Source organism: Candidatus Margulisiibacteriota bacterium (genome assembly GCA_003242895.1).
GTDB lineage: Bacteria > Margulisbacteria > Riflemargulisbacteria > GWF2-39-127 > GWF2-39-127 > GWF2-39-127.
Genome location: QKMY01000058.1, coordinates 65,165 through 81,862, shown reverse-complemented (window position 1 = coordinate 81,862; position 16,698 = coordinate 65,165). Strand labels below are relative to the sequence as shown.

The following is a 16,698-nucleotide window of genomic DNA, read 5'->3' as shown; positions in this document are numbered from 1 at the left end:
AAAAAGTATCGGTTGATATACTTATGAAGGAGATTTTTCTTTCACTAATAGAAGTACATTGATACTTCTCAAGTAAATACTCGATAAAAACCTCTTTGTTTTTATCAAATAGCTTATGTTTTTAAATGAAAGACTCCACACCCGCCTTCAGGCCCGAATAGAGCAGTACTTTGTTGTAGCAATGCTTTTTTTCGTCAACACCAGGTACTCTTTCGGCTTTTGCTACATATTTATTTGATAGATACTGCATATATTTTGCCCCGATAACCAAGCCAGCTTTTTCCAATGCTTCCCAAAAATCACCTTTGTTTTTCATAGCGAAACCTTCTCTAATTAAGTTATTTGTCATCTTCGGATCGACCAATGAGTGCAGGATTCATAGTGAGCCGTAGCGGCGAGATGTGTCGATCTTTTAAAACTGCTCTGAGTCCTGAGTAATACAGTACTTTGTTGTAGTAGTAATTTTTCTCTTCTTCTGTAGTTGCCTTTTCCGCTTTTTCCAGATATATGTCCGATAGTCCCTCGTAAAGGTCCATGAACATGTTCACGCAGGTCCCTTCAGCGGTAGTAGTAGGATTAATTGCTTGTTTGCATTTCATTTTTTATCTCTCCCTTGGTGTAATTAACAAATCTGTAAGAGCATTTAACTTCTCTGTTTGTTGATATATCGTATGGAGAGTAATAATACTTGCAACGATAAATTGTGTTATTTGTTAATTTGTTTAACTGACTTGTTAAAGAAGAGTTGTTTTGATATATTTATAATTAGTGGACGGTGGACTGTTAACCGTCAACCAAAAAGGAGAATTATCATGCTACATCTTGGATCATTTGGAGAATATATTAAGCACTATCGTACGTCTAAGGAACTTAACCAGATACAGCTTGCGGATAAAATGGAGATATCTGCCGCGTTTATTACAAACATAGAAAATAAAGGTACGCTGTTTTCTGAAGAGAAAATGGAAAAGTTTGCACAACTTATGAGTCTTGATGAGATTTCGTATAACGAATTGCTTTTGCAACGGACAATCGATCATTATGAAATTGAAAGGAATAAAAGGTTCTTCAAAAACCTGAAAAAGATGTTGCCTCTTTATGAGAGGATACAGGCAGGAAATTTTGACAGTGTTTCGTTTGAAGATATTCCATCGACACCTTCAACCGGGGAGATCATTTCGCAGATCAAATTACTAATCGGCAAAATCCCTGATGAACAAGTAAAGAAGTTCCTTGCAACCGATATCGACTACGCTGAACAAAAGTTTTCTTCATAAGCTCGGACTTCACGTATTTCTTTCTTGTTTCTTTTTTAAAGCTGTCTCTATGTATTGCTCGATCTTGCCTATATCCACCGGTTTTTCTAAGAAACGGACCAGTTCATCATCTCTGAATCTAGTCCGCACTTTCTTTCCATTCGCCCATTCACCGCTGCAAATAAACGCAATCAAAGAAGGTCTGTTTTCCTTAAGTTCGGCTACGAAATCGATCCCGGACTTAAAGTCATTCAGGTTAACATCGGTTATAAGTATTTCTATTTCGTGTTCTCTCCATGTCCGTACGGCTTCTGTATAACTGCGTGCGATGATCACTTCATACCTGGTTTTTAAAACCTGTTCCAGCATGAAAACAACCAATGGCTGATCATCGACAATAAGTAATTTCCTCATTAGAGCACCTTAGTTATCATATATTCAAATTCGATAATCCTAAGCTTGTCATCAAAGCTTAATTCTCGTGTGCGTCCAAGAAGATGGAGCAGTTCTGTTACAAGCGCTCCGGCAAATGATTGTCTATAATACGATTGCATTACATACGATGCTTCCTCATATTCCCGATAATTATTTTGTCCCTGCTTGAATCCTTCCATGACTGACCCAAAGAATATATCCTTCCGTTCCTTATCACACAGGTCATAAGCACCTAACCGGAAACACTCACATAGCTCCTTTGAATACGAAAACCCAGTCAGAATAATACATTCGCACTGTGGTTCATTAAACCTTATCCGACGTAACACATCGACTCCGGCACTATTACTCACCATACCACCATCAGCTTTGAAAAGCGGCATTCGCATATCGATAATACTCATCGCAATCCTGTTCTTATTTGCTGTATAAACATCAATGGCTTCTTCCGCGCTACCAGCCCGCACTATTTCTACATCGGTACCTGCTTCCCGGAATAGATCTTCAATATCCAGGCTCAGCATGTCCCTAAGTAGTTCTTCATCATCCACAAACAATATAACGTTCCGTTCTGTGCTCTTTGTTCTTTCGCCTCTTCTAATTATCTTGAGACTGCCGGTGCCTTCGTAAGTATACTCACCAGCGGCGGTTATGTTGAATAGGTCTTCTTCCGTCCAATCTTTTATCGGCTTATTTCCTATAGTTTTGAAAACTTTTTGTCCTCCCAGGCACCCCGCTATTTCACCATCTTTTTTTACCCTCATCATATCCGCGTATCCCAGACTGCTGCCCAATGTATATGTATTCCGGTACTGCTCATGGAATTCTGCATTTTCTATGGCTTCAGCTATCTCGTTGTACGGATTTGATTTCAAGATGTAATTATTCGCCCGGAGGTTCATTGATCTCTTAAGTTCTGGCATTCCAAACACGTTTGTGTAAATGAGTGCCGGTTTATCAATAGGCGGTGCCTTAAGCAACGCCAGAAAGCGGGCATCAATGCTCATTCCCATATTCAGGTCAGCCAGGATAACATGGTAATCCTCATTCTTAACCAGTTCCCACATTTTATCCTTATCCTGTGCAATAATATATTCATTTCCTGGTACTGCTGACCGAAGCCGTTCAAAATCCTCTGTATTTTCATCATAAACCAAAACTTTTTTCATAATTTACTCCTTGATTAATGTCGTTATGAATCGATATTGTTAGTGTGGGACACAGCGTGCTCACCTACTGTTGTTTCTGTTCCTTCCTCGTATACCTTGGAGAATGTCATCGTAAAGGTCGTGCCTTTTCCCGGTTCGCTCTCACATTCTATTTCAGCACTGTTCTTTTTAAGCAGGGTCTTTGCCCCGTACAACCCGATCCCGGTGCCCTGTCCGATTTCTTTGGTAGTAAAATACGGTTCAAATATGCGTAATTTGACTTCTTCTTTCATCCCCATACCGTCATCGATTATAGTTAATATCGATTTTTCATTTACTCTCTGCGTCCTGAGTATAATCGCTCCGCTCGCTTTTGTTTTATCCATAGTAATGGCATCTCGTGCGTTATACATAATGTTCAAAATACACTGCTGTATATCTGCTGCCGAAGCGTGAACATAGACATCCTTAAGTTCTTTGGTGATACGTATTTTGTTGCCTGCCAAACTCAGCTCGAACAATATCAGAGATTCTTCCACGACAGTTTTTAAGTTTAATTTAGTCTGGTTGATATGCGAGTGATGGAAGGCATTGAGCAGTGACCGGACTATGGTGAATATATGCCTTATTCCTACCATCGCTCGGTCATAATGTAGATGGATAGACTCCGGATCTTTTTTTACCCTGCCGAGAAGTGCCTCCAGACCAGCCAGCGGGTTCTTGATCTCGTGGGCTATTCCACCGGCTACACGCCCGATTGCAGCATCCCTGCTCGTTTGCATCATTAGATCACGCGTCTCTTCTACTTCCTTGATCGTTTTCTCAAGTTGCTTATTTCTTTCTCTCAGTTCTTTCGTTTGTGCGTCTACTTTCTTAGTTAATTCTTTTCTAGCTCTTTCTAACTGTTCGATGTAATAAGCATTAAAAAATGATACAGCTACTTGTGTCAGCATATTCTCGGTAACCTGTTTTACGGGTTTTCTCATCGGCAGATTACCGCTCAGGAACACCAGCCCGACCGTTGCCGTATCTTTGCATATCTTGAATATGTGTATACCTTCTTTATACCCCTTGCTGTCAAAGATCACTTCATAACCAATCTCCTCGGCAAGGTCGATTTCAGTCTCTTTTATCAGATGCGCATTTTCTTTTGGAAGGAAAAAGTACCTGACCTGCTGATACTTGTCCACCATCGGACGGACCAGAATAGAGCTTTTTTCATAGTATTCAGGCATCTCCCCAGATTCGAACATGCTCACATTCAGCCGGTATACGTTGTCATCCAGAGAATAAATCGCGCATTTCTCGTATCCGGCGACCTCGATCAAATGTTTCCTGACTGCCTCAACCAGTTCTACCCGTTCAGATTTGTTTGCAGATTCTTTAACAAAATTGTACATTACTTCATTATGATTAATTTCGGTGGTAAGTTTTCGACGGAGGGCGTGAAAGGAAAATACACAGATTATTAAATAAATTATGTTGATAATTACAATAAAATTCTGCAAAATATTGACACTATTGAGAAATAGATAACCAATAGTATAAAATAGTACAGCGATAAATGATGCGACATAGTTTTTTATAAAGATACGAATATCCATTAATTTATGACGGGAAATTGCATAAGCTGTAAAAGCAACCAAAATTATTGATAAAATTGGACCTATTCTGTTAAGTTTGCTGTATCCTAACAGTGGTAGGATAAGATTTGGTGTAGTTGCAAGAAATGCCACAAGGACTACTCCTAGGAAAAAATACTTGATTTTTTCCTTTTCTAAATCTGTGCTATTTATATACTTTTTATAAAGGTTCCTAACAGTCATAATGACATATGAAATGAAATATATTCCGAATAATAGATTCCCAAAATTTCTTTCCACCATTAGACTGCCGTCTATTGCCTTGAATGCCGATTTGATAATAAAATCTGTCGGAAGTAATGCTAAAAACAGGATCGATGGAATTGCATATAATAAATTCTTTTTGTTGAAATTACAGCTTTTTTCCTCTGGAAATACATATGAAAAGTAAAGAGAAAACAATGGCACAAATATTGGCCCTATAAAAACAGTTTTGAAAAGAGCTGTAATTTCAACATTATTATGGTAATTCTCTATAACCAAAAATGCTAATGACCACAAAGAAAACGATAAAGATATACCTGCAAAAAACAGTTTGATTTTTCTATCCTGACTATTTAATAGTACAACGATAGTAAGAATAATATTTGATAAAAAAGATATGGCTAATAGCAGAGCTACCAAATTCATAATGGTGCCTTTATTTTAGAATATTTTCTTTTAGCGAATTCACGACTCTTAATAAAATCTGTACTTGACTCAAAACTATTAATATCCAAGTACATCGCATATGCATCACAAATTTGTTCATAATTAAAACTGCCTACGATTTTGTATCCAAACTTTTCCCATAATTTCACATGATATAAGTTGCCTACTATAGGGGCAAAAATAAATATTCTATGTTTAGATAAACTTTTTATATACTCATAGGCAAGTGCTATTAATGTAGGACCTACAAGTAGATTTTTTGTAGGATTTTTTACTGCTAATTTTTTTATTTCGATATCCTTATTCGATTTAAATGAAGATATATCGAAATAGTTCTCTATAGATAATTTCTCATCTTTTGGTGTTGAAACAGTGATAGAACCTATTATTTCTTCATTTTTTATTGCGATAAAGTGTCTATCTTTAGGTGAAGATTCTACCACAATCGTATCTTCTCGATAGTGGAATTGATCAACAAAAATACTTTTTCTTACAAGATAAATCCCCTTATAATCTTCTTCCGTCTCAGCAGTTTTATAAACAATCCCTTTATTAGTCATGTTTTTTCTTTCTGTGTTAAGATATTATTGATATTATTATATCAAATATATTCTAATATAGATGTACTCTAACTGGTCGTTTTTTTATGAACCTTTGGTTTAAAAAGAGGAAACACAGTATGTTGATAAAAAACAACGTTCAGAATATCGCATCTCGTCTTGAGGGATTGAGCCATATACACAGGCTTACTGTTCTACTGGAACTTTATAGAGCGAGAGAATTTATCATATAGCTGATCCGGCAGTGCAGAAACTGGCGGAGTTTATCGAAACAAAATTTTAACATGTCAGCTAAGTTAAGGAATAATTCCATTACAAGAAAGTAAAAAATTTAAAATGGAATAAATTGCTTTTAAGACTGTGAAAATTTCAGAGAAAACTAAATTTTACAAGATTAATTTAATAATCAAACAAATCCTTCAAAGATATGTTGAGTCCATGTGCAAACTTTTCTTTCGTAATCCCTTTGGATTTTCGAAGTTTTTTGATCTTTGCGGCAAATTTTTTATCTATTCCAACCAAACCTTTAATTATTTTATTTATCAAATTATAATGAAAAGCAGTAATTTCTTCCTTCAGTCTATAATATATTTGAGCTTGACCAATAGCCGCAAATGCATATACTTCGCTCAGCACTTATGTGTTATTTAAAAACAAAGGGGGGGAATATTATATGCCAAATCCAAGTCCAGCTGCTATAGAAAAGTATTTAAAAGGGATCGATTTTCCTGCTTCAAGGGATTCCATGGTTCAATTTGCACAAAATCACGGAGCAACAAGTGATATTCTTGACATTCTTAGAAGGATTCCTGATAAAACCTATACTAGCCCAATTGATGTTGCAAAAGGTATAGGAGAAGTAGAATAACTCAATGCACCTAGTTTGGTATTTTCATTCCATGCTAGGTGCTTATTTTCATCTGGACATTAGCTCCATCTATGCCACATATAGTTGACACCATATTTATAGCTATGAATGATAATAATTACCCCTGTCATTATAAATAATAGACCTAAAATTGCAGCACTCATGCCTTCCACTTTTTTGCTGCCGTTATTGTATTCCTTTGCTACTGCGCCATGTAGACCATATATAATAAGCCCTGTGCCGCACAAAAACGAATATTGATATAAGCCGCCGATAGCCATAAGTATAACCATAGCTATAAACGAGAAGGTTTCTTTTTTCATAATATTAATCCTTTGGGAAATTTGCTTGATGTTAGAGGATCAAAACTCACGAGTATATTATAGACCTAAACCAGGCATTTGATAACCCTTTTGCCGGAAGAATTCAGGGTTCGGAGGTATTTGAGTATGCTCAATAGTAAATTTTGCTATGCAGACTTTATTTGGCTTCTTTCCAGTTCGTTCCATATGCGATCGAGACAGGAAAAGGAATTGTAAACCCGGGGATTACCTGCATTTCTTTATTTATAAGCTCATTAAATTCATTTATATGGTTTTTATCAACTTCAAAAACAAGTTCGTCATGAACTTGTAAGAGCATTCTTGCATAGAAGGGTAACGAATTAATAATTTTACTAATACTGGACATTTTGAGCTTCATAATGTCTGCGGCAGTTCCCTGGATACCAGTATTAACCGCAATGCGGTTGGCAGCTTTTTTTCTTTGTTGATTTGGTAGGTTTAGTTCAGGTATATGTCTAATATGACCAAAGTAAGTTTTTACTACTCCGGATTTTGTTGCCTCTTCAATAGTCCGGTCTATATAGTTTTTGATTCCAATGTATTTTGCAAAATAATGGGATATGAACTGATTAGCTTCTGAATAAGAAATATGCAGCGAGTCCGCAAGACCTTTCGAACTCATACCATAAATAATCCCAAAATTAATGACTTTGGCTTTACGTCGCATTTCATCGGTTACCAGTTCTGCTTGTATCTCATTAAGTATTGCAGCCGTTGCAGTATGGACATCTTCTCCCTGCATGAACGACTCGGTTAATAGCGGGTCTTTTGATAATTCTGCAAGGATACGTAATTCCATTTGCGAATAATCAACCGAAACGAGATAGTTATTCGGGTTTGAAGGTATGAATGCCGTTCTTATTTTGCTGCCGATTTCAGTTTTGATAGGGATGTTCTGTAAGTTTGGATTCGAGCTGCTGAGACGTCCTGTAGCAGTGATTGCTTGATTAAATGTTGTATGAATATTTTTTGTTTTTCTGTTAATTAGTTGCGGTAGCGTATCAACATAGGTGTTTTTGAGTTTTGATAATTGTCTGTATACGATGAGATTTTGTGCAATTTCATAATTCTGTGCCAGTATTTCGAGTACTTCAATATCTGTTGATATCCCGGTTCGTGTTTTTTTTACGGGGGGAAGTCCAAGCTTTCTGAAAAGAATATCTCCTAATTGTTGAGGAGAGTTTATATTAAAATGTTCACCTGCAAGTATGTATATATTTTCTTCTTCCTTTTTTATTTTTCCGCTCAGTTCTTTTGCTAGGGTGCTTAAATAATCGAGATTAAGTTTGATTCCGGTAACTTCCATATCAGAGAGAATATGGATCAATGGTTCTTCAAAGTCTTTGTAATAAGAAAATAAGTCGGATTCCTGCAATTTGGATGCAAGCAGGGTTTTTAACCTAAGAGTCATATCAGCATCAGCACAGCAGTATTGAGCAACCTTCTCGATAGGGACTTGAGCAAGGGTAATCTGCTTTTTCCCTGTACCGATAAGCTCAGTGATCGGGGTCATTGTAATATTAAAATAATGCTGCGATAAAAACTTCAGATTATGAAATGTACGAGTAGGTTCTAGCAGGTAGTCTGCCAGCATTGTATCAAAGAGAAACCCTTTGACTGATACTCCGGCATTTTTTAGGATGTTAATATCAAATTTAATGTTCTGCCCGATTTTTATTGAATTAGGGTTATCGAATATAGCATTGAGGAATTCGAGTATTTTTGTCTTTTCAAGGCCGCTACTCAACGGGGAATAATTTTTTTCCGGACTGCTAAAGAGGTCTTGCTGTATTGTTCCGACATGTTTTTGTGGGAAAGGGATATAACTCGCCTCTCCTTCCTTCCAGCAAAATGATACTCCAACTATATCTGCTTCCATTGTATTGGTAGAAGTGGTTTCAAAATCAAAGGAAAACTCATTAATATTAACAAGTGTGTCTCTTAATTCATTAAGTTCTTCATTTAGAAGTAGAACTCTGTAGTTTCCTTTAATATGGTTTGACTGTGGTGCCGAGTTTGTTTGATGAGACTCTCTTGGTATTTTGCTAATTAAGGTTGCGAATTGTAGTTCTTGAAAAAATAGTTTTGTTTCCTTCCAGTTTATTTTGGTACTTAACGAGTTGATATCGAGATCAAGTGGGACCTCTGTGTTGATTTTAGCGAGCTGATAGCTTAATCGGGCTAAATCAATATTGTTTTTTATTTTATCTTGCAGGGTAGGTGGGGTAACTTCATTAAGATGATTAATAATGTTTTCTATTGATCCGAATTCTAGTAATAATTTTGTTGCTGTTTTTTCTCCGATGCCCGGAACCCCGGGTATATTATCTGACGGGTCGCCTTTTAACCCCTTGAGATCGACAATTTGGGAAGGTGCCAGCCTGAATCTGTTTTTCACTTCTTCAGGATTATAAAGGATAGTATCCGATATTCCCCTTTTGGTGGTTAATACAGAGATGTCATCAGTTACAAGCTGGAGAGCATCAAGATCTCCCGTGACTATTACGGTAGCGATTCCGTGCTTTTCAGCTTTAAGCGCAATGGTCCCAATAATGTCGTCAGCTTCATAGCCGGCAATTTCAAAATGCTTTATTGCGAGCGTATCAACCATTTTTTTTATAACAGGAAGCTGTTCGATGAACTCTTTATCAGGTATCGGTCTATGGGCTTTGTATTCAGTGTACATGGTATGCCGGAAAGTAGGTTCTTTTCGATCAAAGGTTACCGCAATATAATCCGGTTTTTCATTAAGGATAATATTAAGCAACATGGAGGTAAACCCGTAGATCGCGTTAGATGATAATCCTGTCTGGGTTTTCATCGTGTTTGGTAGCGCGAAATAGGCTCTATAGGCAATCGAATGCCCATCAATGATAAAAAGCTTTTTCATATACTATCCTTTTTGTTTAGTTTTTTAAGTGTCATGAATATCTTATTATAAGTAAAAAAGACTCTATTAGCAAATATTAATAAAATAGATAGATATCAATAGAATCTTAAATATTTAGGCGGAGGAAGTCTTTGCCTGTGGGAGATGAAATGCTTCATTAAATCGTTATTTTAAAAAACAAAAAAAGACATACCGAGGAAGGATGTCTTTTTTAATAAAAAAACTTAATTAATTAAAAAGTACCGTTGATTATTTCGCTATATCCTTTGCCGTCACAAGAAAAGAATACCTGATTTGAGATAGTGAGCACTGATTCGTTGTCCTTGGTATATGGGAAGCTTTCTCTATAGAATGATGTTCCCGGTTCAATGGTTATTGTCGATAGGGCAGTGAGTATGCCGTCTTGATATATACCTGAATCATCTCCGAAGTTGCTTAATAGATTTTCTTTGGTGTCATTGATTCTGTAAAGATAGGATACCGGAGTGTTAGGGAATGTAATATTTACTGCACGAGAACCATTGTTGGTGATTTTGAATCCGATTTTGTATGTTTTACCTTCAATTTTCTGTATGTCGAATTGGTAAGAAAAATCGGGTTGTTCCTGATTTGCTGTGACATTTATATGATTTTGCTCCGTCGTCTGGGTAATAACGTTTCCGCATCCGGTTACGGCAGAAGCAATTACTGAGATTAATAAAACAAATAATAGTTTGTTAACGAATTTCATTTTTTTCCCTTTACTATATTTTCGATAAAAAATGAAAATAATTTCAATTATTATTTAATAGGTAGTATAATTAGCAATAATTATTTGCAGCACGCCTATAATTATATAATAATACAAAAAAGAAGAATTAAACATTATACTATTTAGAGATAAGGGGCTTTTGTTAATATGAATTCAGATGAAAGATTGATACGTTTAAATAAATATATGGCAATAAACAATATTTCTTCTCGCAGGGAAGCTGATAATCTCATTAAAGATGGAGCTGTTTTAGTTAATGGCGAGATTGAGAGAAATCCAGGACGTAAAATCGATCCTGAAAACGAAAAAGTCTCATATGCCTTCGATGTTTCGGAATTGGAAAGCCAAAGGACCTATATTGCCCTCAATAAACCTACCGGATACGTAGTTTCTACGAATGAGGAAGAGGGGAAGCCCGTGTACGATCTCGTTAAACATGAGAAGGGTTTGGCGCCGATAGGGAGATTGGATAAAGACAGTAGTGGTCTTTTGCTGTTTACCAATGATTCTTCGCTTCCAAAGAAGATTATCGGAGAAGAAAGCCATTGCGAAAAAGAGTATTATGTCAAAGTTGTTGGACAGATTCCTGACGGAGCTCTGGAAAAATTGCGCACCGGAATTAGTTTATGGGGAGTTAAGACGAAATCAGCAGCGGTTAAAAGGAGAGGCCCAAATTCTTTCCTTATTACGCTCGTAGAAGGAAAGAATCGGCAAATACGCAGGATGTGCCAGAAAGTTGGATATCCCGTTGTACAGCTAAAAAGGATAAGAATTCATACCATAAATCTGGATGACATTAAGCTTGGGGAATGGAGAGATTTAACTAAAGAAGAAATACAATCGTTAAAGTCATTATAGTATGTCAATTTTTGACTGCTGGCTGTCCTGAGAATAAAATACAGAAAAATTTGGTTGGTTTATGAAAAAGAATTGCGAAAACTAAAAGCTGCAGTCGATTTAGGCCGAGAAGCTGTATGTAATTTGTAAAAAAACGTGTATAATACAAAAGTAAAAAAATAATCATAAACCGATAGGAGATTAGCCATGTCCGCGAGGTTAGAACTACTTGCACCAGCTGGTAATTTAGAAAAATTAAAAACAGCAGTACAATACGGCGCAGATGCCGTCTATGTAGGAGCTCCAGGACTTAGCTTAAGGACTCGGGCCTCAGAAATGGATTTTGAACAGATTAAAGAAGGTGTGGCATTTGCCCATCAGCATGGAGTTAAAGTATACGCAGCACTTAATATTTTCCCGCAGAATAGTGATCTCGCATTAATAGAAGAAACCATTCCAAGGCTTGTAAACAAAAAAATTGATGCCATAGTGGTCAGTGATCCAGGCGTTATTGCACTTGTTAAAAAGGTCGCTCCAACGATGGATATACATTTAAGTACACAGGCTAACACAACAAATATTGAAGCTGTTAGATTTTGGGCAAAAAATGGTATTAAGCGAATTGTTCTTGCCAGAGAGCTGAGCATTAACGAGATAGCTCAAATTGCTCAAAATGTTAAGAATGTGGAAATCGAAGTATTCGCTCACGGAGCAATGTGTATCGCGTACTCCGGACGATGCATTTTGTCTTCTTATATGGCCAGCCGACCTTCTAACAAAGGTGAGTGTTCACATCCATGCAGATGGGAATATTACCTTAAAGAAGCAACGAGAAAAGAACCTCTTGTTATTGAAGAAGATGAGCATGGCACGTATATTATGAACTCTAAAGATTTGTGTCTTATTGAGCATCTTCCTCTGATAATCGAATCAAATATCGGCTCAATCAAAATAGAGGGAAGAATGAAGTCGGCTTATTATGTAGCGCTTGTTACAAAGATTTATCGCAAAGCGATTGATGAATACATGAAAGATCCTGACAATTATGTATGCAAGCCTGAGTGGATTGCTGAGCTTCAAAATGTGAGTTATCGAGGGTATAGTACCGGTTTCTATTTTGGAGCTCCCGGACCGCAGGATCACAATTATTTAACCTCCGGATATATAAAGAATTACGATTTTGTTGGAATGGTAGAAGAGTATTATCCTCACAAAAATATGATAAAAATTGCAGTTCGTAACCATATATTAGCTCAAGACGAACTCGAAATCCTTTTACCGAAGGCTGATGATCAATACATTATTAAGCCGAATAGTATAAAGGACTTCAATGGGAATAATATTGGTGTTGCACATAATACTAATGAGGTTTTCGTCTCAGTAACGCATGAAGTTCCAGTCGGAAGCATTGTCAGGCGCAAAGCACGCGAGAAATAGCTAATGGGATATAATGCCTCGAATTGTCCATTTTACCCCGAATTAGATCCCGAAAGGAATCAACTATAATACGTAAAGTTACCTTTGGAGGATGATTTTAAAAAAATTTACGGGGAGAAAAAATGTTATTTGTATTTAGAAAGAATAAAAAGAGGAGAGAAGTTCTTTCGATTTTATACAAATATAATAGTTCTCCTCAGCACGCGGTTCAAGTGTCAAAAATAGCAGTTGATATCTTTCTTCAGTTAAAAAATCTCCATCGGTTGCCGTTACGTTATGCTTTCTATCTGGAGATGGCGTCGTTGTTGCATGATATCGGCTTGTCAGTGGATGTAAAGAAGCACCATAAACACTCCTATTCTCTTATTATCAATCAAAATATGAATTATTTTTCGAGGAGAGAGCAGGCTATAATTGCTGCAGTAGCAAGGTACCATAGGCGGGCATTACCTAGCGATCATCATGAAGCTATCAAGTATTTAAGTAAGTTCGATAAATCTTTGGTTGTTAAGTTAGCTGCTTTTATCAGAGTTGCAGATGGTTTGGATCGCTCTCATAATCAGAATGTTAAAAAAATCAAGGTTAAGCAGATATTTCCTGAGATAATTTTTAATATCTATGGATATTATGATGATCATGATATCGTAGCCGGATTTAAAAAGTCAGATCTTTTTACTCAGACATTTGGCTGTACTCTAAAAATTATTCATATATAACAGTTTTTACGGATTTTCTTTTATCTATAAATTTACGGGTATGCGGATTTATTTGTAGTTTTTTCTTCTCGTCTTTATTGGAATTCTTTCGTAATTTATCTAGGCATGCTATAATTAAATATTCTAAATATTGACCATCCATAATTATTGCCACCTTTGGTATGTGTTATTAATTATCGGTATAATAATGAGTGAGCTTAATTAGATTAATTATTTCAATTAAATATAGGTTATTCCGCGTGAGATTGGAGTCCAATTGTGATCGATTTGCATGTTCATAGTTATCATTCAGATGGAACTGATTCTCCTAAAGAGCTGCTGCATAAAGCCAAGGAACTTGGTGTCGATGTTATGTCACTCACTGATCACGACACTGTTGATGGATTAGATGAAGCCATTACCTGTGCCTCAGAGTATAACCTGCATTTTATCCCTGGTATTGAACTTAGTTCTCTTTTCAAGGAAAACGAAATACACATTTTAGGTTATAAGTTGGATTACAAATCTCCGGCATTCCAGGAACAACTAGTAGTACTTAAGCAGAAACGTCGTGACCGCAATCAGAAAATGATAGAGAAATTTCATAGTCTCGGGATTGAGGTCTCCATGTTAGATATGGAAAAATATCTTCCAGCTCAGATCGGAAGACTACATTTTGCCAATATTCTGATCGAAAAAGGGTATGTCAAAAATATCGCAGAGGCATTCCAGAAATATTTATCGCCAAAAGGAGCTGTCTATTTCCCCAGAGTCACAATGAATCCTCACGAGGCAGTTATTTTTCTTAAATCATTTAGAGCCTTAAGCGTGTTGGCTCATCCTCATTTATACGGTTTTAATAAATCTGAATTATGGGATTTTTGTAAATCTCTTAAAGATGCCGGATTAAATGGAATCGAAGTCTACTATCCTGAGCATAGTCCTTCTCAAACTGAGTATTATATTTCAATCGCAAAGGATTTGGGCTTGTTTGTTACAGGCGGTAGCGATTTCCATGGGGCAAATATTCCAGGGAAGACGCTTGGACATGCGCATAATGATTCGTTAATCCCTGATGAATGTGCCAAGTATCTAATGTAATTTTTTGTATCGTAGACGATGGACCGGTTTATTGTCTTCAAGGCAGAAAGATTCTCTCTCGGTTATTATTCCAGTATGATTTTCTGGTGCCCATCCTTTTGGTCCGAATAAGTTGGTAAATTTGCTATTTTCGAAATACATTTGTATATCTTGTGCTAATTCTAGTACATCTGATTGAATGAAAACTTCTCCGCCTATTTTGATGATATCATAGAGATCTTGGACGAGGGCAGCATTAACAACTCTTCTTTTAAGATGCCTTTTTTTAATCCAGGGATCAGGGAAAAAAATAAAGAAATTATCAACTTGTCCTGGTTTAAACAGCTGCGGTATTGATGTGTTGGCATTTGCATGAAGTATGTGTGCGTTCGTAAGTTTATCTTTTTGAATCGCATTGAGGACACTTTCGACTAATAATTTTCTGATCTCAATCCCTATAATATTGTAATTAGCATGTTTTTTGCAAAAATTTAGCAAAAAAAATCCCCCAGCCGATCCAATTTCAACAACAAGTGTGTTGTCAGGCTGGGGGAATAATTTACTTAACTCTAATAAAGAATGTTCCTTAAATAATGAAAATGGATTTTGATGAGACCGAACACGCATTATTTAGGTTGAATGGCCTTGTTAAGGTCGGCAATAACTGTATCAGGATCAAGACCATGTGCAATAAGTCCGTCAGATATTGTTTCTCCCGCTGCTGCGAGACAACCTATACATCCTAAGTTGTAATCTTCGAAAACCAATCTGGTTTCCGGATATTTTTGTACTATATCAATAATTGACATATCTTTCGTAATCATAGAATAACACCTCTTATTAATTGATTAGGTATTGTTGCAATCATTGATTTTATCAATCAATGTCATATTGAAACAGTGCCCATTACTTTTTCTACTATATAATAGTATTTTTTACTTCGATTTGCAAATAGATATTTATGATTGTTATTTAAGGGAAATATGGTGGAGGGGGTAGGGTTCGAACCTACGTAGCGCAAAGCGCGGCAGATTTACAGTCTGCTGCCATTAGCCACTCGGCCACCCCTCCAAAGTTTTGCAACTGAGCTAAAGGATACAATAAATTGGCTTTTTTGGCAAGCAATAATTTACAATTCCCAGGATAAGTATGTTGTAAAATCGTTGTTCACGTATACGTAAGGATCGTAATTCTGATTAAGAAATTTTATTGCTAAGGGTTCGTACAATACTCCGAATTTTATTTTTGATGAAACTTCTTTTTGGATACCAAAAAGCAAGGAAAGTGAATAGTTATCTTTAGGGTCTGTGAAATAGGAAAAATCTAACCCTAAAGACATCTGGATGTCTGGATTGTGGATAATCGATAGAAGATAATAACTATCAAAGAGGAAAAAGTTATCTTTATTGGTAATGTTTTTGAATGAAACGGATAGTCCTACAGAAGAAAAGTCACTTAGAAAGAATCTAAGTCCAGGAATGCTTGGCTTAATGCTTTGTTGATTATGATAAAAAAAATCTATTGCCAACATCTTAATCAATGGCCCTGATTTATTATCATTAATTTTAGCAGCTTTATTACTGTTTTTAATAGGAATTGTCGTAATTTTCTTTGAAACAGTGTTTTTTGTGCCGGATTCACTGTTTGATGGCAATCGTTCCTGCTGATTAGGTTTATTCTCGCTGCCATCAACGATATTTGTTGAAATTACTACTTTCGTTACTTTGTCAGATTGATAAGCATAAACAGGGTTCACTAAAAGTACGATAAATAGAATAACTATTTTTAGATAAGTTTTCATTATTATAAAGGATAGCCTTGTATATGAATCAGCTTAAAAAATATATTAATGCTGAACTGGTCAAGAATAGTGTTGCGAGAACTAATGTGACTTTATTAAGTCCAGTTTCAAGACTTTTTTGTGTGCCGAAAATTCGTGCCGTACCCCCGATACTTCCTAAACCTTCTCCTTTTGCTGAATGAAGCAAAACAGCAAAAGTTAATAACACTGCCGAAACGAATTCAATAGTTAATAATAAATATATCATAGTAAACTCTTTCTTTTATGAATTAGAAAATATTATAAATTCTAAAGCAAAATAG

General features: G+C 36.2%; 20 protein-coding genes and 1 tRNA gene. 6 read left to right on the top strand and 15 right to left on the bottom strand.

Annotated features, from left to right (window positions below):
- Positions 1 to 121: 121 nt before the first annotated feature.
- Together DKM50_10695 and DKM50_10690 are read right to left on the bottom strand one after the other, a co-directional pair.
- Complete coding sequence (locus DKM50_10695) at positions 122 to 316, bottom strand: hypothetical protein (GenBank protein PZM78782.1); 195 nt, start codon at positions 314 to 316, stop codon at positions 122 to 124.
- A 22-nt stretch (positions 317 to 338) separates the two neighbouring features.
- Entirely contained in the window at positions 339 to 599 is a 261-nt protein-coding gene (locus tag DKM50_10690) for a hypothetical protein (GenBank protein ID PZM78781.1), read from the bottom strand.
- A 72-nt stretch (positions 600 to 671) separates the two neighbouring features.
- Between DKM50_10690 and DKM50_10685 the strand changes: the two genes are divergently transcribed.
- Positions 672 to 1,277, top strand: coding sequence for a hypothetical protein (locus DKM50_10685; protein ID PZM78780.1), 606 nt, complete (start codon positions 672 to 674; stop codon positions 1,275 to 1,277).
- 9 nt (positions 1,278 to 1,286) lie between these two features.
- On the opposite strand, the gene DKM50_10680 is transcribed toward DKM50_10685, so the two are convergent.
- The 5 genes from DKM50_10680 to DKM50_10660 all read right to left on the bottom strand — a co-directional run bounded on the left by DKM50_10680 (position 1,287) and on the right by DKM50_10660 (position 6,329).
- Entirely contained in the window at positions 1,287 to 1,670 is a 384-nt protein-coding gene (locus DKM50_10680) for a hypothetical protein (protein ID PZM78779.1), read from the bottom strand.
- Complete coding sequence (locus DKM50_10675; protein ID PZM78778.1) at positions 1,670 to 2,860, bottom strand: hypothetical protein; 1,191 nt, start codon at positions 2,858 to 2,860, stop codon at positions 1,670 to 1,672. Before DKM50_10675 ends, DKM50_10680 begins: the two co-directional genes overlap by 1 nt.
- A 23-nt stretch (positions 2,861 to 2,883) precedes the next feature.
- Positions 2,884 to 5,112, bottom strand: coding sequence for a hypothetical protein (locus DKM50_10670; GenBank protein ID PZM78777.1), 2,229 nt, complete (start codon positions 5,110 to 5,112; stop codon positions 2,884 to 2,886).
- A complete protein-coding gene (locus tag DKM50_10665; GenBank protein PZM78776.1) occupies positions 5,109 to 5,693 on the bottom strand; it encodes a hypothetical protein in 585 nt (194 codons plus the stop codon). The genes DKM50_10670 and DKM50_10665 overlap by 4 nt, the downstream gene beginning before the upstream one ends.
- Before the next feature lie 399 nt (positions 5,694 to 6,092).
- Positions 6,093 to 6,329, bottom strand: a complete 237-nt coding sequence (locus DKM50_10660) for a hypothetical protein (protein PZM78775.1) — start codon at positions 6,327 to 6,329, stop codon at positions 6,093 to 6,095.
- Positions 6,330 to 6,366: 37 nt separating this feature from the next.
- On the opposite strand from DKM50_10660, the gene DKM50_10655 reads away from it, so the two are divergent.
- Positions 6,367 to 6,561: a DUF2795 domain-containing protein gene (locus tag DKM50_10655; GenBank protein ID PZM78774.1), complete on the top strand. Its 195-nt coding sequence runs from the start codon at positions 6,367 to 6,369 to the stop codon at positions 6,559 to 6,561.
- Between the two features lie 59 nt (positions 6,562 to 6,620).
- Here DKM50_10655 and DKM50_10650 read toward each other — a convergent pair whose 3' ends face one another.
- From DKM50_10650 to DKM50_10640, 3 genes are all read right to left on the bottom strand, one after another.
- Positions 6,621 to 6,884: a hypothetical protein gene (locus tag DKM50_10650; protein PZM78773.1), complete on the bottom strand. Its 264-nt coding sequence runs from the start codon at positions 6,882 to 6,884 to the stop codon at positions 6,621 to 6,623.
- 157 nt (positions 6,885 to 7,041) lie between these two features.
- Positions 7,042 to 9,795 carry a DNA polymerase I gene (locus DKM50_10645; protein ID PZM78772.1) on the bottom strand — a complete coding sequence of 918 codons (2,754 nt, stop codon included), beginning with the start codon at positions 9,793 to 9,795 and terminating at the stop codon, positions 7,042 to 7,044.
- 232 nt (positions 9,796 to 10,027) lie between these two features.
- Complete coding sequence (locus DKM50_10640) at positions 10,028 to 10,525, bottom strand: hypothetical protein (GenBank protein PZM78771.1); 498 nt, start codon at positions 10,523 to 10,525, stop codon at positions 10,028 to 10,030.
- A 189-nt stretch (positions 10,526 to 10,714) separates the two neighbouring features.
- Between DKM50_10640 and DKM50_10635 the strand changes: the two genes are divergently transcribed.
- From DKM50_10635 to DKM50_10620, 4 genes are all read left to right on the top strand, one after another.
- Complete coding sequence (locus tag DKM50_10635) at positions 10,715 to 11,404, top strand: rRNA pseudouridine synthase (GenBank protein ID PZM78788.1); 690 nt, start codon at positions 10,715 to 10,717, stop codon at positions 11,402 to 11,404.
- A gap of 186 nt (positions 11,405 to 11,590) precedes the next feature.
- Positions 11,591 to 12,820, top strand: coding sequence for a U32 family peptidase (locus DKM50_10630; protein ID PZM78770.1), 1,230 nt, complete (start codon positions 11,591 to 11,593; stop codon positions 12,818 to 12,820).
- A gap of 122 nt (positions 12,821 to 12,942) precedes the next feature.
- On the top strand, positions 12,943 to 13,536 hold the full coding sequence (locus tag DKM50_10625; protein PZM78769.1) for a hypothetical protein: 594 nt from the start codon (positions 12,943 to 12,945) through the stop codon (positions 13,534 to 13,536).
- A 255-nt stretch (positions 13,537 to 13,791) separates the two neighbouring features.
- Entirely contained in the window at positions 13,792 to 14,616 is an 825-nt protein-coding gene (locus DKM50_10620) for a phosphoesterase (GenBank protein PZM78768.1), read from the top strand.
- On the opposite strand, the gene trmB is transcribed toward DKM50_10620, so the two are convergent.
- From trmB to secG, 5 genes are all read right to left on the bottom strand, one after another.
- The gene (gene trmB / locus DKM50_10615; protein PZM78767.1) at positions 14,608 to 15,222 is read right to left on the bottom strand and encodes a tRNA (guanosine(46)-N7)-methyltransferase TrmB; all 615 of its coding nucleotides are present in this window, start codon (positions 15,220 to 15,222) and stop codon (positions 14,608 to 14,610) included. The two genes, DKM50_10620 and trmB, sit on opposite strands and share 9 nt — an antisense overlap.
- Positions 15,222 to 15,419 carry a disulfide oxidoreductase gene (locus tag DKM50_10610; protein ID PZM78766.1) on the bottom strand — a complete coding sequence of 66 codons (198 nt, stop codon included), beginning with the start codon at positions 15,417 to 15,419 and terminating at the stop codon, positions 15,222 to 15,224. Before DKM50_10610 ends, trmB begins: the two co-directional genes overlap by 1 nt.
- A 160-nt stretch (positions 15,420 to 15,579) precedes the next feature.
- Positions 15,580 to 15,666, bottom strand: a tRNA-Tyr gene (locus tag DKM50_10605).
- A gap of 58 nt (positions 15,667 to 15,724) precedes the next feature.
- Positions 15,725 to 16,396 carry a hypothetical protein gene (locus DKM50_10600; protein ID PZM78765.1) on the bottom strand — a complete coding sequence of 224 codons (672 nt, stop codon included), beginning with the start codon at positions 16,394 to 16,396 and terminating at the stop codon, positions 15,725 to 15,727.
- A gap of 28 nt (positions 16,397 to 16,424) precedes the next feature.
- A complete protein-coding gene (gene secG / locus DKM50_10595; GenBank protein PZM78764.1) occupies positions 16,425 to 16,643 on the bottom strand; it encodes a preprotein translocase subunit SecG in 219 nt (72 codons plus the stop codon).
- Positions 16,644 to 16,698 lie beyond the last annotated feature (55 nt).